This is a genomic window from Streptomyces sp. NPDC058534 (assembly GCF_042717365.1).
Classification (GTDB): Bacteria; Actinomycetota; Actinomycetes; order Streptomycetales; family Streptomycetaceae; genus Streptomyces.
In genome coordinates this window covers 16,283-36,168 of sequence record NZ_JBHXNW010000064.1, presented here as the reverse complement: position 1 = coordinate 36,168, position 19,886 = coordinate 16,283, and the positions used below count along the sequence as shown (strand labels likewise).

The following is a 19,886-nucleotide window of genomic DNA, read 5'->3' as shown; positions in this document are numbered from 1 at the left end:
GCAAAAAAGTGCAAGAGATCTCCGAAGTTATCCGGGCGTGACCTCCTGGCGACCGCCGTGAGACGCTTGTTTACAGGGGCCGAGCGGTATCCGGCCGGTTGTGCAAGACTCTGCAAGCTCTTGCCGCCACTTTCTCGAGGGAGCGCGATGACGCAGCAGCCCGCGCCGGGCCGTCCAACAGGCCGTCCACGGCGCCCGATCGGTGTGCAAGGCGGCGGCCGACAGGTACAGTCCACCCCTGTGACCACACGGCTTGCCGACATCGCCGCCCAGGCGGGGGTGAGCGAAGCGACGGTCAGCCGGGTCCTCAACGGGAAGCCGGGCGTCGCCGCCACCACCCGCCAGTCCGTACTCGCCGCCCTGGACGTGCTGGGCTACGAACGCCCCGTGCGGCTGCGTCAGCGCAGCGAGGGCCTGGTGGGCCTGATCACCCCGGAGCTGGAGAACCCGATATTCCCGGCGCTGGCCCAGGTCATCGGCCAGGCGCTGACCCGCCAGGGGTACACGCCGGTCCTCGCCACCCAGACCCCGGGCGGTTCCACGGAGGACGAGCTGACCGAGATGCTGGTCGACCGCGGGGTGGCCGGCATCATCTACGTCTCCGGACTGCACGCCGACACCACCGCCGACATGCAGCGCTACGAACGGCTGCGCGCCCAGGGCGTGCCCTTCGTCCTCGTCGACGGCTTCTCGTCGAAGGTCGAGGCACCGTTCATCTCCCCCGACGACCGGGCCGCGATGAGCCTCGCGGTCACGCACCTCGTCTCGCTCGGCCACACCCGGATCGGGCTGGCCCTGGGGCCGAAGCGGTTCGTGCCCGTGCAGCGCAAGATCGAGGGCTTCGTCCGCACCGTCCAGGACCAGCTGGACCTCAGCGCGGACATCGTGGAGAAGGAACTCGTCCAGCACTCGCTGTACACCCTGGAGGGCGGCCAGGCGGCGGCCACCGCGCTCATCGGGCGCGACTGCACGGCGGTGGTCTGCGCGAGCGACATGATGGCGCTCGGCGCGATACGGGCGGCCCGGCAGCAGGGCCTCGACGTGCCCAAGGACGTCTCGGTCGTCGGCTTCGACGACTCGCCGCTGATCGCCTTCACCGACCCGCCGCTGACGACCGTCCGCAAGCCGGTCCCGGCGATGGGGCAGGCGGCGGTGCGCACGCTGCTGGAGGAGATCGCCGGGACGCCCGCGCCGCACAGCGAGTTCGTGTTCATGCCGGAGCTGGTCGTCCGCGGCTCGACGGCTTCCGCGCCCGGCGAGCGCAACCGCTCCTGACCTCCCGCCGCCGCGCGGCGGACGCGGGCCACGGCGGGCGGGGGGATGATCGGTGGGAGAGGTCTTTTCTGGCAGACTCCATGCCTATGGGTGACGCGACCGTGAGGACTCCGGAACGCCGTGCAGCGGCCGTTCCGCACCCCGTCACCGAGGGGGCGGGGCAGGGACCCCTGCGCCGGCTCCGGGCGCCGCGCCGGCCCCGTCTGTGGTTCGAGATCCTGCTGATCGCGGTGAGCTACTGGACGTACTCGCTGATCCGCAACGCGGTGCCGGAACAGCGGTCGCAGGCGTTGCGCAACGCCGACTGGATCTGGCGGGTCGAGCAGCAACTGGGCGTCGCCGTCGAGGAGTCGGTGAACCACGCGGTGAACTCGGTGACTTGGCTCATCATCGGGATGAACTACTACTACGCCACGTTGCACTTCGTGGTGACCCTGGGTGTACTCGTGTGGCTGTACCGCGGCCATCCCGGCCGCTACGCCGCGACCCGCCTCGTCCTCTTCGCGACCACGGGCGTCGCGCTGGTCGGTTACTACCTGTATCCCCTCGCCCCGCCCCGTCTGATGAACGGCGGTCAGTTCATCGACACCGTCATGGTCCACCAGACGTGGGGGTCGATGGCGTCCGGGGACCTGAAGAACATGTCCAACCAGTACGCGGCGATGCCCTCGATGCACATCGGGTGGTCCGTGTGGTGCGGGCTGACGATCTTCGCGCTGGCGTCCGTGCCGTGGGTGAAGGTACTGGGGCTGCTGTACCCGGCGCTGACGCTGGTGGTGATCGTGGCGACCGCCAACCACTTCTGGCTGGACGCGGTGGGGGGCGTGCTGTGCCTGGCGTTCGGCTACACGGTGGCGGCGGCCTGGTACGGCAGCCTGCCGTACGCGCTGCCGCGGGTGGTGGCCGCGCGGCGGGGGGCGTGGTTGCCCACGCGGGCGTAGCCGCGGGGCATCACGCGTAGAACAGCTCCTCCACCACCGCGCGTGCCCGGCGGGCCGTGCGTCGGTACTCGTCCAGCATGTCGCCCGCGTGACCCGGGCCGTGACCCAGGTAGCGGCCCACCGCGGCCAGCTCGCGCGGGTCGGTCGGGAAGGTGTCGCCGGCCCGGCCGCGGACCAGCATCACCGCGTTGCGCACCCGCGTCGCCAGCACCCACGCCTCGTCGAGGATCCCGGCGTGCTCGGCCGGGATGAGCCCGGCGCCGGACGCGGCGGCCAGCGCGGCCCGGGTCCGGGTGGTGCGCAGCCCGGCCTCGGTGTGCCCGTGCCGCAACTGGACCAGCTGCACGGTCCACTCCACGTCGGAGAGTCCGCCCGGCCCCAGTTTGGCGTGCAGCTTGGGGTCCGCTCCGCGCGGCAGCCGCTCGGACTCCATCCGGGCCTTGAGCCGCCGGATCTCCCGTGCGTCGTCCTCGCCGAGCCCGTCCGCCGGGTACCGCAGCGGATCGACCATTTCGGTGAACCGCCGCCCCAGGTCCGCGTCGCCGGCCACGAACTCGGCCCGCAGCAGCGCGTGCCGCTCCCACACCAGTGACCAGCGCCGGTAGTACGCCTCGTACGACTTCAGCGTCCGCACCAGCGGCCCGGACTTGCCCTCGGGCCGCAGGTCGGCGTCGATCAGCAGCGGCGGGTCGGCGCTCGGCACCTGGAGCAGGCGGCGCAGCTCGGCGACGACCTTGTTCGCCGCGTCCCCGGCCTCCCGCTCGTCGACGCCGTCGCGAGGCTCGTGCACGAACAGCACGTCCGCGTCCGAGCCGTAGCCCAGCTCGTGGCCGCCGAACCGGCCCATGCCGATGATCGCGAACCGGGTCGGCAGCGTGTCGCCCCACCCTTCCCGCACGACCGCCCGCAGCGTCCCCGCCAGCGTCGCCGCCGTCAGGTCGGACACCGCGTCGCCGACCAGGTCCACCAGGGCGCCCTGGCCGGCCTCGACGGGCTGCGCCTCGGTGCCGTAGGAGCCGACGATGTCCGCGGCGGCCGTACGGAACAGCTCCCGGCGCCGTACCCCGCGGGCCGCGGTGACCGCCTGTTCGCCGCCGTCGGCGCGCCGGACCGCGGCCAGTATCTCCTGCTCCAGCTGCGGGCGCCCGCGCGGCGCCAGGCCCCCGGTCGCGCCGTCGCCGAGCAGCGCGACCGCCTCGGGGGCCCGCATCAGCAGGTCGGGGGCGAGCCGGCCCGCGGAGAGCACGCGGGCGAGGTTCTCGGCCGCCGCGCCCTCGTCCCGCAGCAGCCTGAGGTACCAGGGGGTCTTGCCGAGCGCGTCGGAGACCTTGCGGAAGTTGAGCAGGCCCGCGTCCGGGTCGGCGGAGTCCGCGAACCAGCCAAGGAGCACGGGCAGCAGCGTGCGCTGGATGGCCGCCTTGCGGGTGACGCCGGACGCCAGCGCCTCCAGGTGCCGCAGCGCGGAGGCCGGATCGGCGTACCCGAGGGCGACCATGCGTTCGCGGGCCGCCTCGGGGCTGAGCCGGGCCTCGCCGGGCGCGAGCTGGGCGACGGCGTCGAGCAGCGGCCGGTAGAACAGCTTCTCGTGCAGCCGCCGTACCACGGAGGCGTGCCGCTTCCAGGCGCGCTGCAACCCGACCACCGGGTCGGTGCGCAGGCCCAGGGAGCGGCCGAGGCGGCGCAGGTCGGCCGGGTCCTCGGGCACCAGGTGGGTGCGCCGCAGCCGGTGCAGCTGGATGCGGTGCTCCATGGAGCGCAGGAAGCGGTACGCCTCATCGAGCTGGGCGGCGTCCGCGCGGCCCACGTAGCCGCCCGCGGCGAGCGCCTCCAGGCCGTCCAGCGTCGTACCGCTGTGCAGGGAGGTGTCGGACCGCCCGTGCACCAGCTGGAGCAGTTGCACGGCGAACTCGACGTCCCGCAGGCCGCCGGGGCCGAGCTTGAGCTGGCGGTCGACCTCGGCGGCGGGGATGTTCTCCACCACCCGGCGGCGCATCTTCTGCACATCGGCGACGAAGTTCTCCCGGTCGGCGGCCTGCCAGACCAGCGGCTGGAGGGCGGCCACGTACTCGGCGCCGAGGCCGGGGTCGCCGGCCACCGGGCGGGCCTTGAGCAGCGCCTGGAACTCCCAGGTCTTGGCCCAGCGCTGGTAGTAGGCGACGTGGCTGCTGAGGGTGCGCACCAGCGGGCCGTTGCGGCCCTCGGGGCGCAGGTTGGCGTCGACGGGCCAGATGGAGCCCTCGACGGTCGTCTCGGAGCAGATCCGCATCATGTGCGAGGCGAGCGCGGTCGCGGCCCGCAGCGCCTTGGTCTCGTCGGCGTCGCCCACCGCCTCGCCCACGAAGATGACGTCCACGTCGGAGACGTAGTTCAGCTCGTGGCCGCCGCACTTGCCCATCGCGATCACGGCCAGCCGGCACAGCGCGGCGTCCCCGGGCGCGGCCTCCTCGGCGATGGCCAGGGCGGCACGCAGGGTGGCGGTGGCGAGATCGGCCAGCTCGGCGGCGGTCTCGGCGAGGTCGATGGTGCCGCACACGTCGCGGGCGGCGATGGACAGCAGGCAGCGCCGGTAGGCGACGCGCAGCGCGACGGGGTCGGTGGCCTCGGCCAGGCCACGCTCGAACTCCTCGACGCCGGGGTGCAGGTCGCGGGGCTCGTAGGTGACCAGGGCCTGCCAGTCGCCGGCGTGCCGGGCGAGGTGGTCGGCGAGGGCCTCGGAGGCGCCGAGCACGCCGAGGAGCCGGTCGCGCAGCGGCTTGGCCGCCACCAGGGTGTCCAGCAGCTCCCGGCGGGCGGTGGGGTCGGGCTGCGCCTCCAGGAGCCGGACCAGGCCGTGCAGGGCCAGGTCCGGGTCGGCGGTGGCGCCCAGCGCCTCAAGGAGCACGGGGTCGGAGCGGACCTCGGCCAGCTCTGCGCCGTCCAGCAGGCCCTCGGCGGCCGAGGGATCGGTGAAGCCGTGCCGCAGCAGCCGCGTGAAGGTACTGCTCCTGCGCCCCGGCGCCGTCATCTCGGCCTCCTGTCGGACCTGTGGGAGGGACTTGTGGGATCAAGGTCGTACGGCCTGAGCGTAACCGGGGAACGGCGGCGGGGCACCGAACGGACCGCGCCCCTCCCGGGAAGCAGTTAGCTTGTAAGACACCACGGTCGGCGCCGGAGCCGACATGGATGCCGAAGGAGTCATGCCATGGACTTCACCCTCGAAGTCATCCCGCTGCCCGTGAGTGACATCGACCGGGCCCGGGACTTCTACCGGGACAAGGTCGGCTTCCACGTCGACATCGACCAGGAGGTCATGCCGGGGATGCGCATCGTCCAGCTGACGCCGCCAGGCTCCGGCTGTTCCATCGCGCTCGGTGACGCCATCTGGGACATGGCGCAGGGGCAGACCAGGCCGGAACCCGGTTCGTACCAGGGCCTCCAGCTGTGCGTCGCCGACATCAAGGCGGCCCACGCGGAGCTGTCCGGGCGCGGCCTGGACGTCTCCGAGCCGGTGCAGTACGCGCCGGACGACGGCGCGACCTTCATGTACTTCAAGGACCCGGACGGAAACGGCTGGGCGGTCCAGGAGTACCGGCGCCGGGTGGCGGAGCCGCTGCACAAGATGCTGGCGGACCAGCAGGGGCAGGGCTAGCCGAGGCCGCGCCGCCGTCTCAGCCGGTCTCCCGCCAGCGGTTGGTGACCGGCAGGCGGCGGTCCTTGCCGAAGCCCTTGGCCGAGATCTTGGTGCCCGGCGGGTACTGGCGGCGCTTGTACTCGGCGGCGTCCACCATGCGCAGCGTCCGCGTCACCAGGTCGCGGTCGTACCCGGCGGCGACGATCTCGTCCGCGCCCCGGTCCCGGTCGACGTACAGGTCGAGGATCGCGTCCAGCACCGGGTAGCCCGGCAGCGAGTCCGTGTCGACCTGGCCGGGACTCAGCTCCGCGCTCGGCGGCTTCGTGATGGAGTTCGCGGGGATCGGCGGGGTCTGACCGCGCGCCTCGGCCGCGCGGTTGCGCCACTCGGCGAGGCGGAAGACCGACGTCTTGTACACGTCCTTGATGGGCCCGTACGCGCCCACCGAGTCGCCGTACAGCGTCGAGTAGCCCACCGCCAGTTCCGACTTGTTGCCGGGCGCCAGCACCAGGTGGCCCTCCTGGTTGGAGAGCGCCATGAGCAGCGTCCCGCGCAGCCGGGACTGGAGGTTCTCCTCCGCCAGGCCGGTCAGTGGCAGCGCGCCCATGTAGGCGTCGAACATCGGCTCGATCGCCACGGTGCGGTAGTGCAGGCCGGTGCGCCGCGCCAGCTCCGCCGCGTCGTCCTTGGAGTGCTCGGAGGAGTACCTGGACGGCATCGACACGCCGTACACGTGCTCCGCGCCCAGCGCGTCGCGGGCGATCGCCGCGACCAGCGCGGAGTCGATGCCGCCGGACAGGCCGATCAGTACGGAGCGGAAGCCGTTCTTGGTGACGTAGGCGCGCAGGCCGGCGACGAGCGCCGAGTAGACCTCCTCGTCGTCGTCCAGCGGCTCGGCGTGGCCGCCGGACAGTGCGGTCCCGGCGGCCGGTACCGGCTCCTCGGACAGTACGACCCGTTCGATGCGCAGACCGTCGTCCACCACGCCGGTGGGAGCCTGTGCGTCGGCGGCCGGCAGGTCGAGGTCCAGGACCACGCACACCTCGGTGAACTGCGGGGCCCGGGCCACGACCGCCCCGTCCCGGTCGACGACGATCGAGTCGCCGTCGAAGACCAGTTCGTCCTGCCCGCCGGTCATGGCGAGGTAGGCGGTGGTGCACCCGGCCTCCCGGGCGCGCCCCCGCACCAGCTCCAGCCGGGTGTCGTCCTTGTCGCGCTCGTACGGGGAGGCGTTGACGGAGAGCAGCAGTCCGGCCCGTGCCGAGCGGGCGGCGGGGACCCGGCCGCCGTCCTGCCACAGGTCCTCGCAGACGGCCAGCGCCACGTCGACGCCGCGCACCCGGACCACGGGCAGGGTGTCGCCGGGCACGAAGTAGCGGAACTCGTCGAAGACGCCGTAGTTCGGCAGGTGGTGCTTGGCGAAGCTGAGCGCGACCTCGCCGCCGTACAGCACGGCCGCCGCGTTCTGGGGGGCGCCGGCCGGCTGGCCGTACTTCGGCTGGGCGGTCGCCGAGCGGTCCAGGTAGCCGACGATCACCGGAAGGTCGCCGAGGCCGTCCTCGGCGAGGCGGGCCGCGAGAGCGCGCAGGGCGGTGCGGGACGCCTCCACGAACGACGACCGGAGGGCCAGGTCCTCGACGGGATACCCGGTCAGCACCATCTCCGGGAACGCCACCAGGTGGGCTCCCTGCCCGGCGGAGTGCCGGGTCCAGCGCAGGACCGCCGCCGCGTTCGCGTCGAGGTCGCCGACGGTGGAGTCGATCTGGTTCAGGGCGAGTCGTAGTCGAGGCACCCGCCCAGTGTAATCGTCAGAACGACACAATGGGGTGGCGTGCCGGTGTCCGCCTCATGTCCGGGGCTTCGCGCCCCGCTCCGCCAGCAGGTCCGCCATCAGCCGGATCTCCGACTCCTGCGACTCCACCATCCCGCCGGCCAGGCGCTTCTCCACGCCGACCGTGCACTTCTCGACGCAGCCGCGGGCCATGTGGACGCCGCCCTTGTGGTGCTCGGTCATCAGCTGGAGGTAGTAGACCTCGGCCTGCTTCCCGTTCAGCGTGCCGAGCTTCTCCATCTCGGCGTTCGTGGCCATCCCGGGCATCAGGGAGCCCTCGCCGGCGGAGGGCGCGGCGCCCATGCCCATCCAGCTCATCGGCGGGTCGGACGACACCTTCGGCAGCCCCCACAGGTCGAGCCAGCCGATCATCATGCCGCGCTGGTTGGCCTGGGTCTGCGCGATGTCGTACGCGAGCCGCCGCACCTCCTCGTCGTCGGTGCGGTCGCGCACGATGTACGACATCTCCACGGCCTGCTGGTGGTGGACCGACATGTCCCGCGCGAACCCGGCGTCCGCGGAGTCGGCGGACGGCACCCGGGTCGCCCCGTCGTCGCCCGCGACGGCGTAGGTGATCCCGCCGGCCGCGACGAGGACCGCGGCGGCGGCCCCCGCGATCCAGCCGGCCCGTTTCGGTGTCACTGGGAGAGCCCGTTGGTGCACGCGGCCCCCGGCTCGGGGGTCTGCTCGCCCTGGACGAACTTCTCGAAGAACTTGTCCACGTTCGGGTCGTCGGCGCCCGTCACCGTGCGCTGGTGGCCCCAGGCGGTGAGCATGATCGGGTCCTTCTGCTTCTCGTCCGGGCTCATCAGCGAGTACGGCGTCTTCTTCACCTTGGCGGTCAGCTTCTCGACGTCGGCCTTCGGGGCCGCGTCGGTGTACGTCACCCACACCGCCCCGTGCTCCAGCGAGTGCACGGCGTTCTCGTTGTTCAGCGGCTTGGTGTAGACGTCGCCGTTGCAGTTCATCCAGACCTGGTTGTGGTCGCCGCCGACCGGGGGATCCACGGGGTAGGTGACCTTCTTGGTGACGTGGTTGCGGGCCAGGTCCCCCTCCCAGGTCTTCACACCGTCCTTGCCGGTGACGAACTTGCCGGAGGACTTGCCGTCGGACGCGGTGTCGTCGGAGGAGTCGTCGGACTGTCCCCGGACGAGGAAGACGCCGCCGACGACGAGACCGGCGACGACCACGGTGCTGACCGCGATCGTGAGGATCCGGTTCCGGCGCTCACGCGCCTCCTCGGCACGCCGCATCTCGGCTATGCGCGCCTGTCGCGCCGTGTTGCTGCTCTTCTTCGCGGAACCCATGGGGTGCAGCCCTTCTGGGGAGTCTTCTGCCGTCAAGCGGGGTGGCCGGGTCCGCTGATCGTAAGGGTGGAAGGCCGGTCCTTCGTAGGGAGATCCCAGGATCGGTCCCGGCCGGATCCCCGGAATGGCCCGATCGAACAGGTGGCCTCTACGCTGCGGTCATGGGGTGGGCCGGCCGAGCGGGGCCCGCAACGCATTCGAAACGGTGCTGTGGTGTGATGCACAGGTGCGGGGCCGCCTCCCGCCGTACCGGAGACAGGCGGCCTGACCAGCGAGGATGGGGAAGCGGAAGATGGACAAGCAGCAGGAGTTCGTGATCCGGACGCTGGAAGAACGCGACATCCGGTTCGTACGCCTTTGGTTCACGGACGTTCTGGGCTTCCTCAAGTCCGTCGCCGTGGCCCCCGCGGAGCTGGAGCAGGCCTTCGACGAGGGGATCGGCTTCGACGGCTCCGCGATCGAGGGCTTCGCCCGGGTGTACGAGTCCGACATGATCGCCAAGCCCGACCCGTCGACCTTCCAGGTCCTGCCCTGGCGCGCGGAGGCCCCCGGCACGGCCCGCATGTTCTGCGACATCCTCATGCCGGACGGCTCCCCGTCCTTCGCCGACCCGCGCTACGTCCTCAAGCGCGCCCTGGCCCGCACCTCCGACCTGGGCTTCACCTTCTACACCCACCCGGAGATCGAGTTCTTCCTGCTGAAGGACAAGCCCGTCGACGGCTCGATCCCCACCCCCGCCGACAACTCCGGCTACTTCGACCACACCCCGCAGAACATCGGCATGGACTTCCGCCGCCAGGCGATCACGATGCTGGAGTCGATGGGCATCTCGGTGGAGTTCTCCCACCACGAGGGCGCCCCCGGCCAGCAGGAGATCGACCTCCGCTACGCGGACGCGCTCTCGACGGCGGACAACATCATGACGTTCCGCCTGGTCATGAAGCAGGTGGCTCTCGAACAGGGCCTCCAGGCGACCTTCATGCCGAAGCCGTTCTCGGAATACCCGGGCTCGGGCATGCACTCCCACCTTTCGTTGTTCGAGGGCGACCGCAACGCGTTCTACGAATCGGGCGCCGAGTACCAGCTCTCCAAGGTCGGCCGCTCCTTCATCGCGGGCCTGCTGCGGCACGCGGCGGAGATCTCGGCGGTCACCAACCAGTGGGTGAACTCGTACAAGCGCATCTGGGGCGGCTCCGAGCGCACGGCCGGCGCGGGCGGCGAGGCCCCCTCCTACATCTGCTGGGGCCACAACAACCGCTCCGCACTCGTCCGCGTCCCCATGTACAAGCCCGGCAAGACCGGCTCGGCCCGCGTCGAGGTCCGCTCCATCGACTCCGGTGCCAACCCGTACCTCACCTACGCCGTCCTGCTGGCCGCCGGCCTCAAGGGCATCGAGGAGGGCTACGAACTCCCGCCGGGCGCGGAGGACGACGTCTGGGCCCTCTCCGACGCGGAACGCCGCGCGCTGGGCATCGAGCCCCTCCCCCAGAACCTCGGCGAGGCCCTCGCCCTGATGGAACGCAGCGACCTGGTCGCCGAGACGCTCGGCGAACACGTCTTCGACTTCTTCCTGCGGAACAAGCGGCAGGAGTGGGAGGAGTACCGGTCGCAGGTGACGGCGTTCGAGCTGCGGAAGTCCTTGCCGGTGCTGTAGGCGCGGCTCAGCGCGGCTGTCCAGTCGAGGGGACGCCCAGGATGGCGTGCATGCCGCGCAGCGCCCAGTCCTCCGTCTGATTGTCGCCGTGAAGGAGTCTCGCCGGGGTGATGCCGGCGGCCAGGGACTCCAGCCCGTAGACGACCTGGGGCGCGTCCGTCCCGGGCGGGAGGTCCCCGGCGGCGACGGCGGCGTCGATGTCACGGCGGAGGGTGTCCCGCCAGCGGGCGCGGCCCTCGGCGATCCGGTCGTGCACAGCGCCGGTACGACCGTCGTAGTCGTAGGTGACCTGGGTGAGCAGGCAGCCCCCTGAGTAGCCGGGATCGACGGCGTAGCGCGCCCAGGACGCGCAGACGGCCAACAGCCGCGGCAGTCCCGCATCGTGGTGGCGCACCGGTTGCCAGACCCGAGTGCGGACGTCCTCCAGGACCAGGTCCACCGTCTCCAGTTGCAGCCTCTCCTTGCTGCGGAACTGGCCGATCACACCCGCCTTGCTCATCCCCAGCCGGTCCGCGAGCCGACCAATGGTGACGCTGTCCAGGCCCTCCACGGAAGCGAGTTCGGCTGCGGCGCGCAGCACCGATCGCCGGGTGTCGAGCGCTGTCCGATCCGATGCACGTCCTGCCATGACCGACAGTTTAGCAAACGACCGTACGGCATTGACGTACGAACGATCGTACTCTTAAATCCTCGCCATGACGTCTTCCGTCTCCACCCGCCGAGCCTCCGTCGCCCTGTTACTTGCCTGCGCGGGCACCTTCCTGAGCTTTCTCGACGCCACCGTGACCAACCTGGCGGTGCCGCCGATCGCCGGCGACTTCGACGTCTCGCTGACCACCGTCTCGTGGGTCGCCACCGCCTATGTGATCCCCTTCGCCGCCCTGCTCGCCCCGGCCGGGCTGCTGGCCGACGCGGTCGGCCGGGCCCGCCTGTTCCTGATCGGCGTCGCCGTCTTCACGGCGTCGTCGCTGGTGATCGCCGTAGCCCCGACCCTGCCCGTGCTGCTCGGCGCCCGCGCCGTCCAGGGCCTGGCGGCGGCTCTGCTGGTACCCGCCTCGCTGGGGCTGGTCCTCGCGGAGATCCCCGCCGAACGCAGGCGCGCCGCGATCGGCATGTGGAGCGCCGCGGGCGCCCTGGCCGCCGCCGCGGGACCCGCCCTCGGCGGTGTCATGGTCGAGGTGCTCGACTGGCGGGCGCTGTTCTGCCTCAACCTGCCGGTCGGCGTCTGGGTGCTGATCGCCGGAAGGAAGCTGCTGACCGGCGAGTCCCGCACCGGCCGGGGGCCCGATCCCGCAGGCGGCCTGCTGCTCGCGCTCTGCATCGGCTCGGCGGTGTACGGCCTGACACAGGGCCCCGACCACGGCTGGTCCTCGGTACATGTGCTGGCTGCCTCCGGCGTCACCGTGCTCTCGGGCGTGGCGACCGTGATGCGGGCGCTTCGGCATCGGCGACCGGCGCTGCGACTCGACCTCTTCCACAGCCGGTCCTTCGCCGTCGCGAGCGGCGTCTCCCTCGCGTACGGCACCGCGCTGTTCACCTCGATGCTGCTCGGCGTGCTCTTCCTGACCGACGCCTGGAACTACACCGCTCTGCAGGCCGGCCTCGCGATGAGCCCGGCGGCGCTCGTCACCGCCGTGGTCGGCATCGGCATCGGACGGCTCCCCCTCACCCTCACCCCGCGCACGATGGTGGCGGCGGGCTCGACCCTCATCGCCGCCTCAACGGCCGCCCTGGCCCTGCTGATCGACACCGAGCCACACTTCTGGACGCTCTGGTTCCCGGCCGGGACGGTGATGGGAGCCGGCGTCGGCATGGCCACCGTCGGCATCTCCAGCGCCGCCACCCTCTCCATCGCGCCCCAGCATTTCGCCGCCGCGACAGGCATGGTCATGGCGGCCCGCCAGATCGGCGGCGGCCTCGGCATCGCCGCCACGGCCGTGATCATCGCGGAGGTCTCGGGCACCGGCGCGGAACCGTACGCCGCCGCGTACTGGTTCGCCGCCGCCGTCAACCTGACCGCCGCCGTCGGCGGTCTCGCCCTGCGCGTCGCGGCCCCACCGCTGCCGGCCCCCGCGACCTCGGCCGACCGGGCCCCGGCCGCCGCCCGAATCCTCGAAGGAGACCAGCGATGACCTCCAGCCGGACCGGACCCCCGTCCAGGATCTGCCCGCCGACCCCGCCGACCCCGCCGCCGAGTCGTCCGACCCGTACTGCATGACCCCGGAGGCCGCCGCCGAACTGCTCCGCGATCTCCCGTGGAACGGCTGGCCGTGGCGGGCGACAGTGTCACCGCCGGCGTGATGGACCCCCTCCCGGGCTACCGCGACCGATCCTTCGCCGACCGCTTCACCGACGCCCTCGCCGCCACTCGCCCCAGCTTCGCCGCGGTCAACCTGGCCAAGCCTCACCTGCTTCTCGACGAGATCCTGGACCAGCAGCTCGGCCCTGCCCTGGAGTTCGAGCCGGACGTGGTGATGGTGAGCGCGGGCGGCAACGACGCCTTCCGCGGTTTCGACCCGGAGACGCTGCGGGCCGAACTGGCCTCGTTCCTGACACCCCTCGCCGAGAGCGGCGCCCTCGTCATCACCATCGGCCTGTTCGACCTCGCCCGGTCCGGCCTCGTCCCGCCGGAACACGCCGGCGGCATGGCCCGCCGCTTCGACGAGCTCGACCGCATCACCGCCGGCGTGGCACGCGCACTCGGCGGCATCCACGTCGACACCCACCACCACCCGCTCGCCGCCGACCCCGGCATCTACGCCACCGACCGCGTCCACGCCAACGCCCGCGGTCACGCGGTCGCCTTCGCCGCCATCGCGACCGCCCTGGGCACGACTGACAACAGGTCGTGTGATCATCTGTCACAAGAAGCCCTATAGAGAGGCAGATACAGCGTGCGGGACCACTTCGACGTAGTCGTACTCGGCGCCGGACCCGGCGGCTATGTCGCCGCGATCCGCGCCGCGCAGTTGGGCAAGCGGGTGGCGGTGGTGGAGGAGAAGTACTGGGGCGGTGTCTGCCTGAACGTGGGCTGCATCCCGACCAAGGCTCTGCTGCGCAACGCCGAGCTGGCGCACATCGTGACGCGTGAGGCGAAGACCTTCGGGATCACGTCCGACTCACCGATCCGTTTCGACTACGGGGAAGCCTACCGGCGCAGCCGCAAGGTGGCGGACGGCCGGGTCAAGGGCGTGCACTTCCTGATGAAGAAGAACGGGATCACGGAGTTCGACGGGCGAGGCACCTTCGTGGACGCCCACACCCTTGAGGTCGCACTGGCCGACGGCACCAGCCGCACTGTGGGCTTCGACCACTGCGTCATCGCCACGGGGGCGACGCCGAAGCTGCTCCCCGGTACGCGCAGGAGCGACCGGGTGGTCACCTTCGAGGAGCAGATCCTGGCCGAGGACCTGCCCGGCTCGATCGTCATCGCCGGTGCCGGCGCGATCGGCATCGAGTTCGCGTACGTGCTGCACAACTACGGCGTGAACGTGACGATCGTGGAGTTCCTCGACCGGGTGGCTCCGCTGGAGGATGCCGAGGTATCCGCCGAACTCGCGCGACAGTACCGCAAGTTGGGCATCAACGTGCTCACCTCCACCCGGGTCGAGTCGATCGACGAGTCCGGGCCGCAGGTCCGCGTCACCGTCTCCGGCAAGGACGGGAAGAACCAAGTCCTGGAGGCCGACAAGGTGTTGCAGTCGATCGGCTTCGCCCCCAACGTGACCGGCTACGGCCTGGAGAACACGGGCGTGCGGCTGACCGAGCGCGGGGCCATCGACGTCGACGGCCGCGCCCGCACCTCCGTGCCGCACATCTACGCGATCGGCGATGTCACCGCGAAGCTGATGCTGGCGCACACCGCCGAGGCGATGGGGGTGATCGCGGCGGAGACCATGGCGGACGCGGAGACCATGGAGCTGGACTACGTGATGATCCCCCGGGCCACGTACTGCCAGCCGCAGATCGCCAGTTTCGGGTACACCGAGGCCCAGGCGCGCGAGCGGGGATACGACGTCAAGGTCGCCAGGTTCCCTTTCATGGCCAACGGCAAGGCGCACGGGCTCGGCGACGCCACCGGCTTCGTCAAGGTCATCAGCGATGCGACGCACGGTGAGCTGCTGGGCGCCCACCTGATCGGTCCGGACGTCACCGAACTGCTGCCCGAACTGACGCTGGCCCAGCAGTGGGACCTGACCGTCCACGAGATCGCCCGCAACGTGCACGCCCACCCGACGCTCGGCGAAGCCGTCCGGGAAGCCATCCACGGAGTCGCCGGGCACATGATCACGCTCTGAAGGCCGCCCGGGCGTGTCACTGGCCCTGGGCCGTCCCGCCTCTTTCCGTACCGGAAACTAACCGCTACTCTTTCCGTCATGGAAACTAACGGGGTACGGCTCACGCCAGAAGGCGCTCGCGCCGCTCTGGCCGACACCGAGCACGTCCGGGCGTCCGCCGCGGCCGTGTCGGCCACGCCGTGGCCGACCTGGTTCTTCGTCACGCTCACGCTCTACATCGCCGCCCTCCCGATCGTCTACGGAGGCATGACGGCCGACTCTGACTGGCTGCTGCCGCGTCCGGCCTGGATGGGCATCATGCTGGCGACCACCGCGGTGTACGGGGCGCTCTTCGCCGTCGCGGCCAGGGCTTGGCGCGACAAGACCGGCGTGGCACTGCGGTTCGACGTCCTGCCGAAGCGGGCCACCGTGCCGCTCGCCGTGGGCCTGCCCGTCCTGCTGGTGGGCGCGGCGTTCGCGTTCCGCGCCACCGGGCGGCCGGTGTGGCTGATCGCGGCCTCGCTGATCAGTGCCGCCGCGTCCGTCGGCTTCCACCTGGCCTTCGTCCGTCTGCACCGGAAGACCGCGTGAGCGCCGACACCCACGGCCCGCTGGAGGGTTTCGACACCACCATCCACGCCCCGAACCGGCTGCGCGTCTGCGCCCTGCTGGACGCCGCGGGCGAGGCGGAGTTCGGCCTGGTCCAAGAGCAACTCGACGTCTCCGCCTCCGTGCTGAGCAAGCACGTCACGGTGCTGATGGACGCCGGCTACGTCGAACAGCGCAAGGCCGTCCGCGACACCCGGCAACGCGTGTGGCTCCGCCTGACCCGACGGGGCCGGGATGCCTACCGGGAGCACCTTGCGGCACTGCGGGCGATCGTGGGGGCGTCGGATCCGGGGCTCTGACGTGTCACTCCTCCGGTGCGGCGGCAACGCCCCAAAAAAAACCGTCGTACCTGCACACCGTTCATAGCAAGGTCGCATGGGAGGGGCGTGGCGGAGACGCACCGGTCCGACTGCGCGCATACCTCGCCCCGGAGAGTCGCATGACCGGCGGGAAGCGTGAAGAGACGGGCTCTTTCCCTGACCACATTCGCACACTGATGAACGCGGCGACGGCGCGAGGACGGTGGGGCGTTCACCCCCGTGCTTTGATCGGTGCCGAGTTGTACCGCTCCCCCATTTTCGTCGGCACGAAAGGTAAGACCTGCCATGAACCTCGTCCCCCAGGTCGAAACGGCTGAGATCTCCGACACGGACCTGGACCAGGTGTCCGGCGGCAACGTCGCCATCGGCGCAGCCCTCATAGCGGGCGACGGCCAGTTCGGCGCCGGCCTCCACGCGGAGTCCGGCCACCTCGCCCTCACCACCGGCCTCGGCGCCTCCGCGATCCACGGCGACGCGCACACGACGGTGGCCTGAGCCACCCGACCTACGCGTGCGGGCCCCGGATCACCGTGTCCGGGGCCCACTCACTTTTCGCGCCGTTCGCCCCCTGTCTTCAACTCCGCCGTGAAGCGCCGTCCGGCCACACGACGTCCACGGGCAATCCGGCTTGGCAAGCTTCCTGGACAGTGTCTGCCGTGCCCCCGCCCTTGCCGCTCGGGGGCTCTCCGTTCCAGACAGCGACGAGGCGGTCGGCGCGGCGGAGGAGCGTGAGGTTCGCTTCTTCGTACGCGGCCCGGTTCGCGGTCTCGTTGCCGAGTACGACGACTTCAGCGGCAGCCTGTGCGAGCCGGTCGAAGGTTTCGGCGTGGTCGGGCTTCACCTTGTTCAGGCGGTAGTCCTTCGAGGGGATGACCACGACCAGGCGTCCACCCAGCTCCAGGACGGCTTCCGCGAACAGTGAGTCGGAGCCTTTCGCGATGCACGAGACGCCGGTGAGGCCATCCGCGTAGGGCTTGAGCGTGTCGCGCAGTGCGTCGCGCACCAAGGGAACGCTGGCGTCGGTCAGGTCCATGTGCCCGGTCACGGCGATCGTGGTCACGTTGCTCCTTCAGCTCGACAGGACTTCGCGGATTCGTGCGCGCGCCTCGCCGACGGTACGCGACGACGAACGGCCAACCGTGTACGGGTACAGCAGCCCGAGCTGCGTACGAACGCGGTTCGAGCGGGTGCGGGCCGAGGCCTCGACTGCGCGGTGGGTGTGGTCGACCGCACCGGTCACGTCTCCCATCAGGAAGTGGCATTCCGCGAGTCCGATGAGATCGAGGGCGTGGCTGCGTCCTGCCTCGGAGCCACGGCCGGCGAGCGCACCCCGGATGCTCTCCGCCGCGGCTTCAGCGTGCTGCTGCGGGTCGTCGCGAGCCATGTCCAGCAGACGGCCACCCGTCACGCCGGCCAGCTCCGCATCGTCGAAGTAGGCGACCCAGTACGGCTCCTCGTCGCCGTCTCCGTCAGCGAGAGCCTCCATGGCCTCGCTCGTGGCCCGCCGGAATGCCGCTGCCCGTCCCATGGCCGCGTACGCCCATGCTTCTCGTGTGTGCAGCATGGCCCGCAGTCGCGGCCCGGCCTCCCCCCGGACACCCTTCTGCGCGAGGTGCACCAGTTCCAGGGCGTCCTGCGGGCGGTCTCGGTACAGCATCTGCCGGGCCATGCCCGCCAGCACGTTGGCACCGAATGCGGCATCGCCGGCGGCATGCGCCGCGCGCAGGGCCAGCAGGTAGTAGCTCTGCGCCTGCTTCTGCATCCCGGAATCCCACGCCATCGTTGCGGCGGTGCCACCGAGGTAGGCCATCACCTGGAACAGACCGCGCCCGACCTCCGGTGTGTGGTGCTCCTCCAGGTGGCCGGCCACCTCGTTGAGCTGCCCGACGACCGCCTTACGGCGCAGACCGCCGCCGAACCGGTGGTCCCAGGCACGGAAGGCGCGCGCCGTCGCCGCTAGCTCGCGCACCTCTCGCTGACCGATACGGCCGCGATGGCGGCCCCGGTCGGCTTGCCGCGAGGGCAGGAGCCAGTCCTCCACAGAGTCGAGCAGGGGGGCACCGGACAGTGCGGCGCCGGAAATGGCGCGCGCTGCGGCACGGCGGTCCATCACGAGATCGCTCCTGGTCAGGTCTGCGGCCAGGTGCACCGCCACCGCGGGACGCCAGGGGGCGTCATTGGTGGCCGGTGCCGCTGGCGGCGTCGGCGGGTCCGGCAGGTCGGGCTGACGTTCCCATGGCCGGTCGGCGAGGCCGACCATGCGGCCGGGGATGCGGAGCCCGTCAGCGATGCGGCGGATCACCTCGTAACTGGTGACCTGCTGCTGCCCGCTGATGATTGTGGAGACCTTGCCAGGCGTCATCTGGCAGGCCGCCGCGATGCGGTTCTGCGACAGACCGCCCCACTTCTTGACAAGGGAGAAGGCCGCGGCAAAGTCGTGCTCTGCCAGGGCTCGCTCCACGTCGTCTCGTTCGAGGACTTCGCGCGCGAGTGGGCCGGGGGTGATGGCATCCATAAGGCCAACTTCCGCAGTGATGGTAGGCGCTCCGCCGCGCCCATACGGAGTCAGCAACGAGTGTATTACCGCCTCGGTAACACCCGCCGGTCATACCGAAGTTGCGGGTTCAGGGCCACTCTCGATGCATAACGGACGGACCAGACCCCGGCGACCGTGCGACCGGCCCCGGGGCGTGGCCAACGCTCAAACCTGAGAGGAAGCGTCGACAGATGAAAGCTACCGCGCGTAGAAAGCTCGGCGTCAAGATGACCATCCGCGTATACCGGGTGAATCAGGACGGTGCGGTCACCGAGGACCGCGGCACGGTGAACGTCTGGGACGGGAAGAAGCCGCCGCCGATGTTCGACGTCTACCCGCCATGCGCGTGCCCGCGCCACCGCCCCGTACAGGCGGTGACCCCGTGAACGCCACCCGCCGGAGCAAATCGACGGCGTCCGTCGATCTGGAGCCCATGCGCGAGACCGCGCGCACCGTCCTGAACCCTGACGGCGGCCCCGCAGTGCCGGAATCGGGGGACGCCGAGGTAGCGGCCACGACCGAGTTGCTGCGCAGCCACCTGGAGTTGCTGCTCCCCGAAGTAGAGGCCGTAGCGGGGAAGCTGCCGGACGGCATCGCAACGTACTGCGCGCTCGCCTGCGTCGGCGAGGCCCGCGGCAAACTCCGCACGCAGCCGCTCCCGCGCCCCGGCGGCGCCCTCGCGTACGCCCGGCGCCTGGCCCGCGTCCTGATCGCCCTGTGCGACCACCACGCGCGTATGGTCGGCGAGTCCCGGTGACGGCTGCAGCGCACGTGGGACTCGGCGCCCGTCCGCGCAATGTCGCGCATCTTGATCGCACCTCCTGGCAGGACGCCTGATCACCCCGCTCAGCCTCGGCGTACAGAGCCCCATGGCGACCGCAGGGTCAGGGTCGCACCCCACAAACACCCGTCCGGCCGGTGGACGAGCCGTCGCCGGCGGTGCCTGAAAACCTCCACCCCAGGAATCCCCGAACCCTGGACAGGTCGAGTCCCTGGAGCGGCTCATCACGCAACACACGAGAAGGGAAATTCCGTTGTTCGCTCACTCTGACCGGCTCCCCACCGGGACGCCGCTGCCGTCCGGCGCGCGGCCCCTCGCCCCCTGGGGCGTGCGCCGTATGGCGCCCTACCCGGCGTTTGCACCTGGCTACGCACGCACCGAGCTGGATCCGGTCACCCAGACCGCGCGCTACCTCGACGCCGACGGCCGGGCGATGGAGATGCCCGGTCACGGCACCAGCACAGGCACGAACCCGCCGACCAACACCGGCAATCCGTCCGACGGCGCCGGCCCCGGCGGCAGCGGTGGCGGCGACCAAGACACCGGGAACGACTCCGACCAGTGACAGACTCCGGCCCGGTGCTGGTCGTCACCAACCTGGACGACCCCACGGCCGACGTGGTGATCAGCGAACTGCACGACCGGGGTGTCCCGGGGGGGCGGGTGGGCTCGGGGGGCTTGCCCCCCCCCCAGGCGGTCGCGGGCACGCTCACGGCGAACCGGGGGTAGGGCCCCCCGGGCCCCC

Annotated in this window: 21 protein-coding genes; 14 read left to right on the top strand and 7 right to left on the bottom strand. The window is 71.2% G+C overall.

Annotation, left to right across the window (positions count from 1 at the left end; translation table 11 throughout):
- Positions 1 to 240: 240 nt before the first annotated feature.
- Both ACFWR9_RS31220 and ACFWR9_RS31215 read left to right on the top strand, forming a co-directional pair.
- Positions 241 to 1,275 carry a LacI family DNA-binding transcriptional regulator gene (locus ACFWR9_RS31220; RefSeq protein ID WP_383847780.1) on the top strand — a complete coding sequence of 345 codons (1,035 nt, stop codon included), beginning with the start codon at positions 241 to 243 and terminating at the stop codon, positions 1,273 to 1,275.
- A gap of 86 nt (positions 1,276 to 1,361) precedes the next feature.
- A complete protein-coding gene (locus ACFWR9_RS31215; protein ID WP_383847777.1) occupies positions 1,362 to 2,216 on the top strand; it encodes a phosphatase PAP2 family protein in 855 nt (284 codons plus the stop codon).
- Positions 2,217 to 2,226: 10 nt separating this feature from the next.
- Here the strand turns inward: ACFWR9_RS31215 and ACFWR9_RS31210 are convergent, their stop codons facing one another.
- On the bottom strand, positions 2,227 to 5,220 hold the full coding sequence (locus tag ACFWR9_RS31210; protein WP_383847775.1) for a bifunctional [glutamine synthetase] adenylyltransferase/[glutamine synthetase]-adenylyl-L-tyrosine phosphorylase: 2,994 nt from the start codon (positions 5,218 to 5,220) through the stop codon (positions 2,227 to 2,229).
- A gap of 177 nt (positions 5,221 to 5,397) precedes the next feature.
- Between ACFWR9_RS31210 and ACFWR9_RS31205 the strand changes: the two genes are divergently transcribed.
- Positions 5,398 to 5,844, top strand: a complete 447-nt coding sequence (locus tag ACFWR9_RS31205) for a VOC family protein (RefSeq protein ID WP_383847772.1) — start codon at positions 5,398 to 5,400, stop codon at positions 5,842 to 5,844.
- A gap of 19 nt (positions 5,845 to 5,863) precedes the next feature.
- On the opposite strand, the gene ACFWR9_RS31200 is transcribed toward ACFWR9_RS31205, so the two are convergent.
- Genes ACFWR9_RS31200 through ACFWR9_RS31190 form a run of 3 tightly spaced genes read right to left on the bottom strand, consistent with a single transcriptional unit; the run spans position 5,864 to position 8,964 of the window.
- Positions 5,864 to 7,618: an NAD+ synthase gene (locus ACFWR9_RS31200; RefSeq protein WP_383847769.1), complete on the bottom strand. Its 1,755-nt coding sequence runs from the start codon at positions 7,616 to 7,618 to the stop codon at positions 5,864 to 5,866.
- A gap of 54 nt (positions 7,619 to 7,672) precedes the next feature.
- Positions 7,673 to 8,299, bottom strand: coding sequence for a DUF305 domain-containing protein (locus ACFWR9_RS31195; RefSeq protein ID WP_383847767.1), 627 nt, complete (start codon positions 8,297 to 8,299; stop codon positions 7,673 to 7,675).
- Positions 8,296 to 8,964 carry a DUF3105 domain-containing protein gene (locus tag ACFWR9_RS31190; RefSeq protein ID WP_383847764.1) on the bottom strand — a complete coding sequence of 223 codons (669 nt, stop codon included), beginning with the start codon at positions 8,962 to 8,964 and terminating at the stop codon, positions 8,296 to 8,298. The genes ACFWR9_RS31195 and ACFWR9_RS31190 overlap by 4 nt, the downstream gene beginning before the upstream one ends.
- A gap of 292 nt (positions 8,965 to 9,256) precedes the next feature.
- Between ACFWR9_RS31190 and glnA the strand changes: the two genes are divergently transcribed.
- Positions 9,257 to 10,618, top strand: coding sequence for a type I glutamate--ammonia ligase (gene glnA, locus ACFWR9_RS31185; protein WP_122620453.1), 1,362 nt, complete (start codon positions 9,257 to 9,259; stop codon positions 10,616 to 10,618).
- Positions 10,619 to 10,625: 7 nt separating this feature from the next.
- Here glnA and ACFWR9_RS31180 read toward each other — a convergent pair whose 3' ends face one another.
- Positions 10,626 to 11,246 carry a TetR/AcrR family transcriptional regulator gene (locus tag ACFWR9_RS31180; RefSeq protein WP_383847761.1) on the bottom strand — a complete coding sequence of 207 codons (621 nt, stop codon included), beginning with the start codon at positions 11,244 to 11,246 and terminating at the stop codon, positions 10,626 to 10,628.
- A 67-nt stretch (positions 11,247 to 11,313) separates the two neighbouring features.
- Here ACFWR9_RS31180 and ACFWR9_RS31175 point away from each other — a divergent pair, with 67 nt between their 5' ends.
- The 6 genes from ACFWR9_RS31175 to ACFWR9_RS31150 all read left to right on the top strand — a co-directional run bounded on the left by ACFWR9_RS31175 (position 11,314) and on the right by ACFWR9_RS31150 (position 16,319).
- Positions 11,314 to 12,750 carry a DHA2 family efflux MFS transporter permease subunit gene (locus ACFWR9_RS31175; protein ID WP_383847759.1) on the top strand — a complete coding sequence of 479 codons (1,437 nt, stop codon included), beginning with the start codon at positions 11,314 to 11,316 and terminating at the stop codon, positions 12,748 to 12,750.
- A gap of 138 nt (positions 12,751 to 12,888) precedes the next feature.
- Complete coding sequence (locus ACFWR9_RS31170; RefSeq protein WP_383847756.1) at positions 12,889 to 13,497, top strand: SGNH/GDSL hydrolase family protein; 609 nt, start codon at positions 12,889 to 12,891, stop codon at positions 13,495 to 13,497.
- A gap of 15 nt (positions 13,498 to 13,512) precedes the next feature.
- A complete protein-coding gene (lpdA, locus tag ACFWR9_RS31165; RefSeq protein WP_383847753.1) occupies positions 13,513 to 14,916 on the top strand; it encodes a dihydrolipoyl dehydrogenase in 1,404 nt (467 codons plus the stop codon).
- Between the two features lie 78 nt (positions 14,917 to 14,994).
- The gene (locus ACFWR9_RS31160; protein ID WP_383847750.1) at positions 14,995 to 15,486 is read left to right on the top strand and encodes a hypothetical protein; all 492 of its coding nucleotides are present in this window, start codon (positions 14,995 to 14,997) and stop codon (positions 15,484 to 15,486) included.
- Positions 15,483 to 15,803, top strand: coding sequence for a transcriptional regulator (locus tag ACFWR9_RS31155; protein WP_383847747.1), 321 nt, complete (start codon positions 15,483 to 15,485; stop codon positions 15,801 to 15,803). The genes ACFWR9_RS31160 and ACFWR9_RS31155 overlap by 4 nt, the downstream gene beginning before the upstream one ends.
- A gap of 306 nt (positions 15,804 to 16,109) precedes the next feature.
- A complete protein-coding gene (locus ACFWR9_RS31150; RefSeq protein WP_383847744.1) occupies positions 16,110 to 16,319 on the top strand; it encodes a hypothetical protein in 210 nt (69 codons plus the stop codon).
- 79 nt (positions 16,320 to 16,398) lie between these two features.
- Here ACFWR9_RS31150 and ACFWR9_RS31145 read toward each other — a convergent pair whose 3' ends face one another.
- Positions 16,399 to 16,884 carry a hypothetical protein gene (locus tag ACFWR9_RS31145; RefSeq protein ID WP_383847742.1) on the bottom strand — a complete coding sequence of 162 codons (486 nt, stop codon included), beginning with the start codon at positions 16,882 to 16,884 and terminating at the stop codon, positions 16,399 to 16,401.
- Between the two features lie 9 nt (positions 16,885 to 16,893).
- Positions 16,894 to 18,339 (bottom strand): helix-turn-helix domain-containing protein, encoded by a 1,446-nt coding sequence (locus ACFWR9_RS31140; RefSeq protein ID WP_383847739.1) that lies wholly within the window; start codon positions 18,337 to 18,339, stop codon positions 16,894 to 16,896.
- Positions 18,340 to 18,587: 248 nt separating this feature from the next.
- On the opposite strand from ACFWR9_RS31140, the gene ACFWR9_RS31135 reads away from it, so the two are divergent.
- The 4 genes from ACFWR9_RS31135 (at position 18,588) to ACFWR9_RS31120 (ending at position 19,870) form a co-directional block, all read left to right on the top strand.
- Positions 18,588 to 18,746 (top strand): hypothetical protein, encoded by a 159-nt coding sequence (locus ACFWR9_RS31135; RefSeq protein WP_383847737.1) that lies wholly within the window; start codon positions 18,588 to 18,590, stop codon positions 18,744 to 18,746.
- Positions 18,743 to 19,117 carry a DUF6415 family natural product biosynthesis protein gene (locus ACFWR9_RS31130; protein ID WP_383847734.1) on the top strand — a complete coding sequence of 125 codons (375 nt, stop codon included), beginning with the start codon at positions 18,743 to 18,745 and terminating at the stop codon, positions 19,115 to 19,117. The genes ACFWR9_RS31135 and ACFWR9_RS31130 overlap by 4 nt, the downstream gene beginning before the upstream one ends.
- A 277-nt stretch (positions 19,118 to 19,394) precedes the next feature.
- Entirely contained in the window at positions 19,395 to 19,706 is a 312-nt protein-coding gene (tgmA, locus tag ACFWR9_RS31125; RefSeq protein WP_383847732.1) for a putative ATP-grasp-modified RiPP, read from the top strand.
- On the top strand, positions 19,703 to 19,870 hold the full coding sequence (locus ACFWR9_RS31120; protein WP_383847810.1) for a hypothetical protein: 168 nt from the start codon (positions 19,703 to 19,705) through the stop codon (positions 19,868 to 19,870). The genes tgmA and ACFWR9_RS31120 overlap by 4 nt, the downstream gene beginning before the upstream one ends.
- Positions 19,871 to 19,886 lie beyond the last annotated feature (16 nt).

Coding starts and splice junctions, on each gene's coding strand:
- ACFWR9_RS31215 (WP_383847777.1), top strand. CDS start 1,362: ATGGGTGACGCGACCGTGAGGACTCCGGAACGCCGTGCAGCGGCCGTT.
- ACFWR9_RS31210 (WP_383847775.1), bottom strand. CDS start 5,220: ATGACGGCGCCGGGGCGCAGGAGCAGTACCTTCACGCGGCTGCTGCGG.
- ACFWR9_RS31205 (WP_383847772.1), top strand. CDS start 5,398: ATGGACTTCACCCTCGAAGTCATCCCGCTGCCCGTGAGTGACATCGAC.
- ACFWR9_RS31190 (WP_383847764.1), bottom strand. CDS start 8,964: ATGGGTTCCGCGAAGAAGAGCAGCAACACGGCGCGACAGGCGCGCATA.
- glnA (WP_122620453.1), top strand. CDS start 9,257: ATGGACAAGCAGCAGGAGTTCGTGATCCGGACGCTGGAAGAACGCGAC.
- ACFWR9_RS31180 (WP_383847761.1), bottom strand. CDS start 11,246: ATGGCAGGACGTGCATCGGATCGGACAGCGCTCGACACCCGGCGATCG.
- ACFWR9_RS31175 (WP_383847759.1), top strand. CDS start 11,314: ATGACGTCTTCCGTCTCCACCCGCCGAGCCTCCGTCGCCCTGTTACTT.
- ACFWR9_RS31160 (WP_383847750.1), top strand. CDS start 14,995: ATGGAAACTAACGGGGTACGGCTCACGCCAGAAGGCGCTCGCGCCGCT.
- ACFWR9_RS31150 (WP_383847744.1), top strand. CDS start 16,110: ATGAACCTCGTCCCCCAGGTCGAAACGGCTGAGATCTCCGACACGGAC.
- ACFWR9_RS31140 (WP_383847739.1), bottom strand. CDS start 18,339: ATGGATGCCATCACCCCCGGCCCACTCGCGCGCGAAGTCCTCGAACGA.
- ACFWR9_RS31135 (WP_383847737.1), top strand. CDS start 18,588: ATGACCATCCGCGTATACCGGGTGAATCAGGACGGTGCGGTCACCGAG.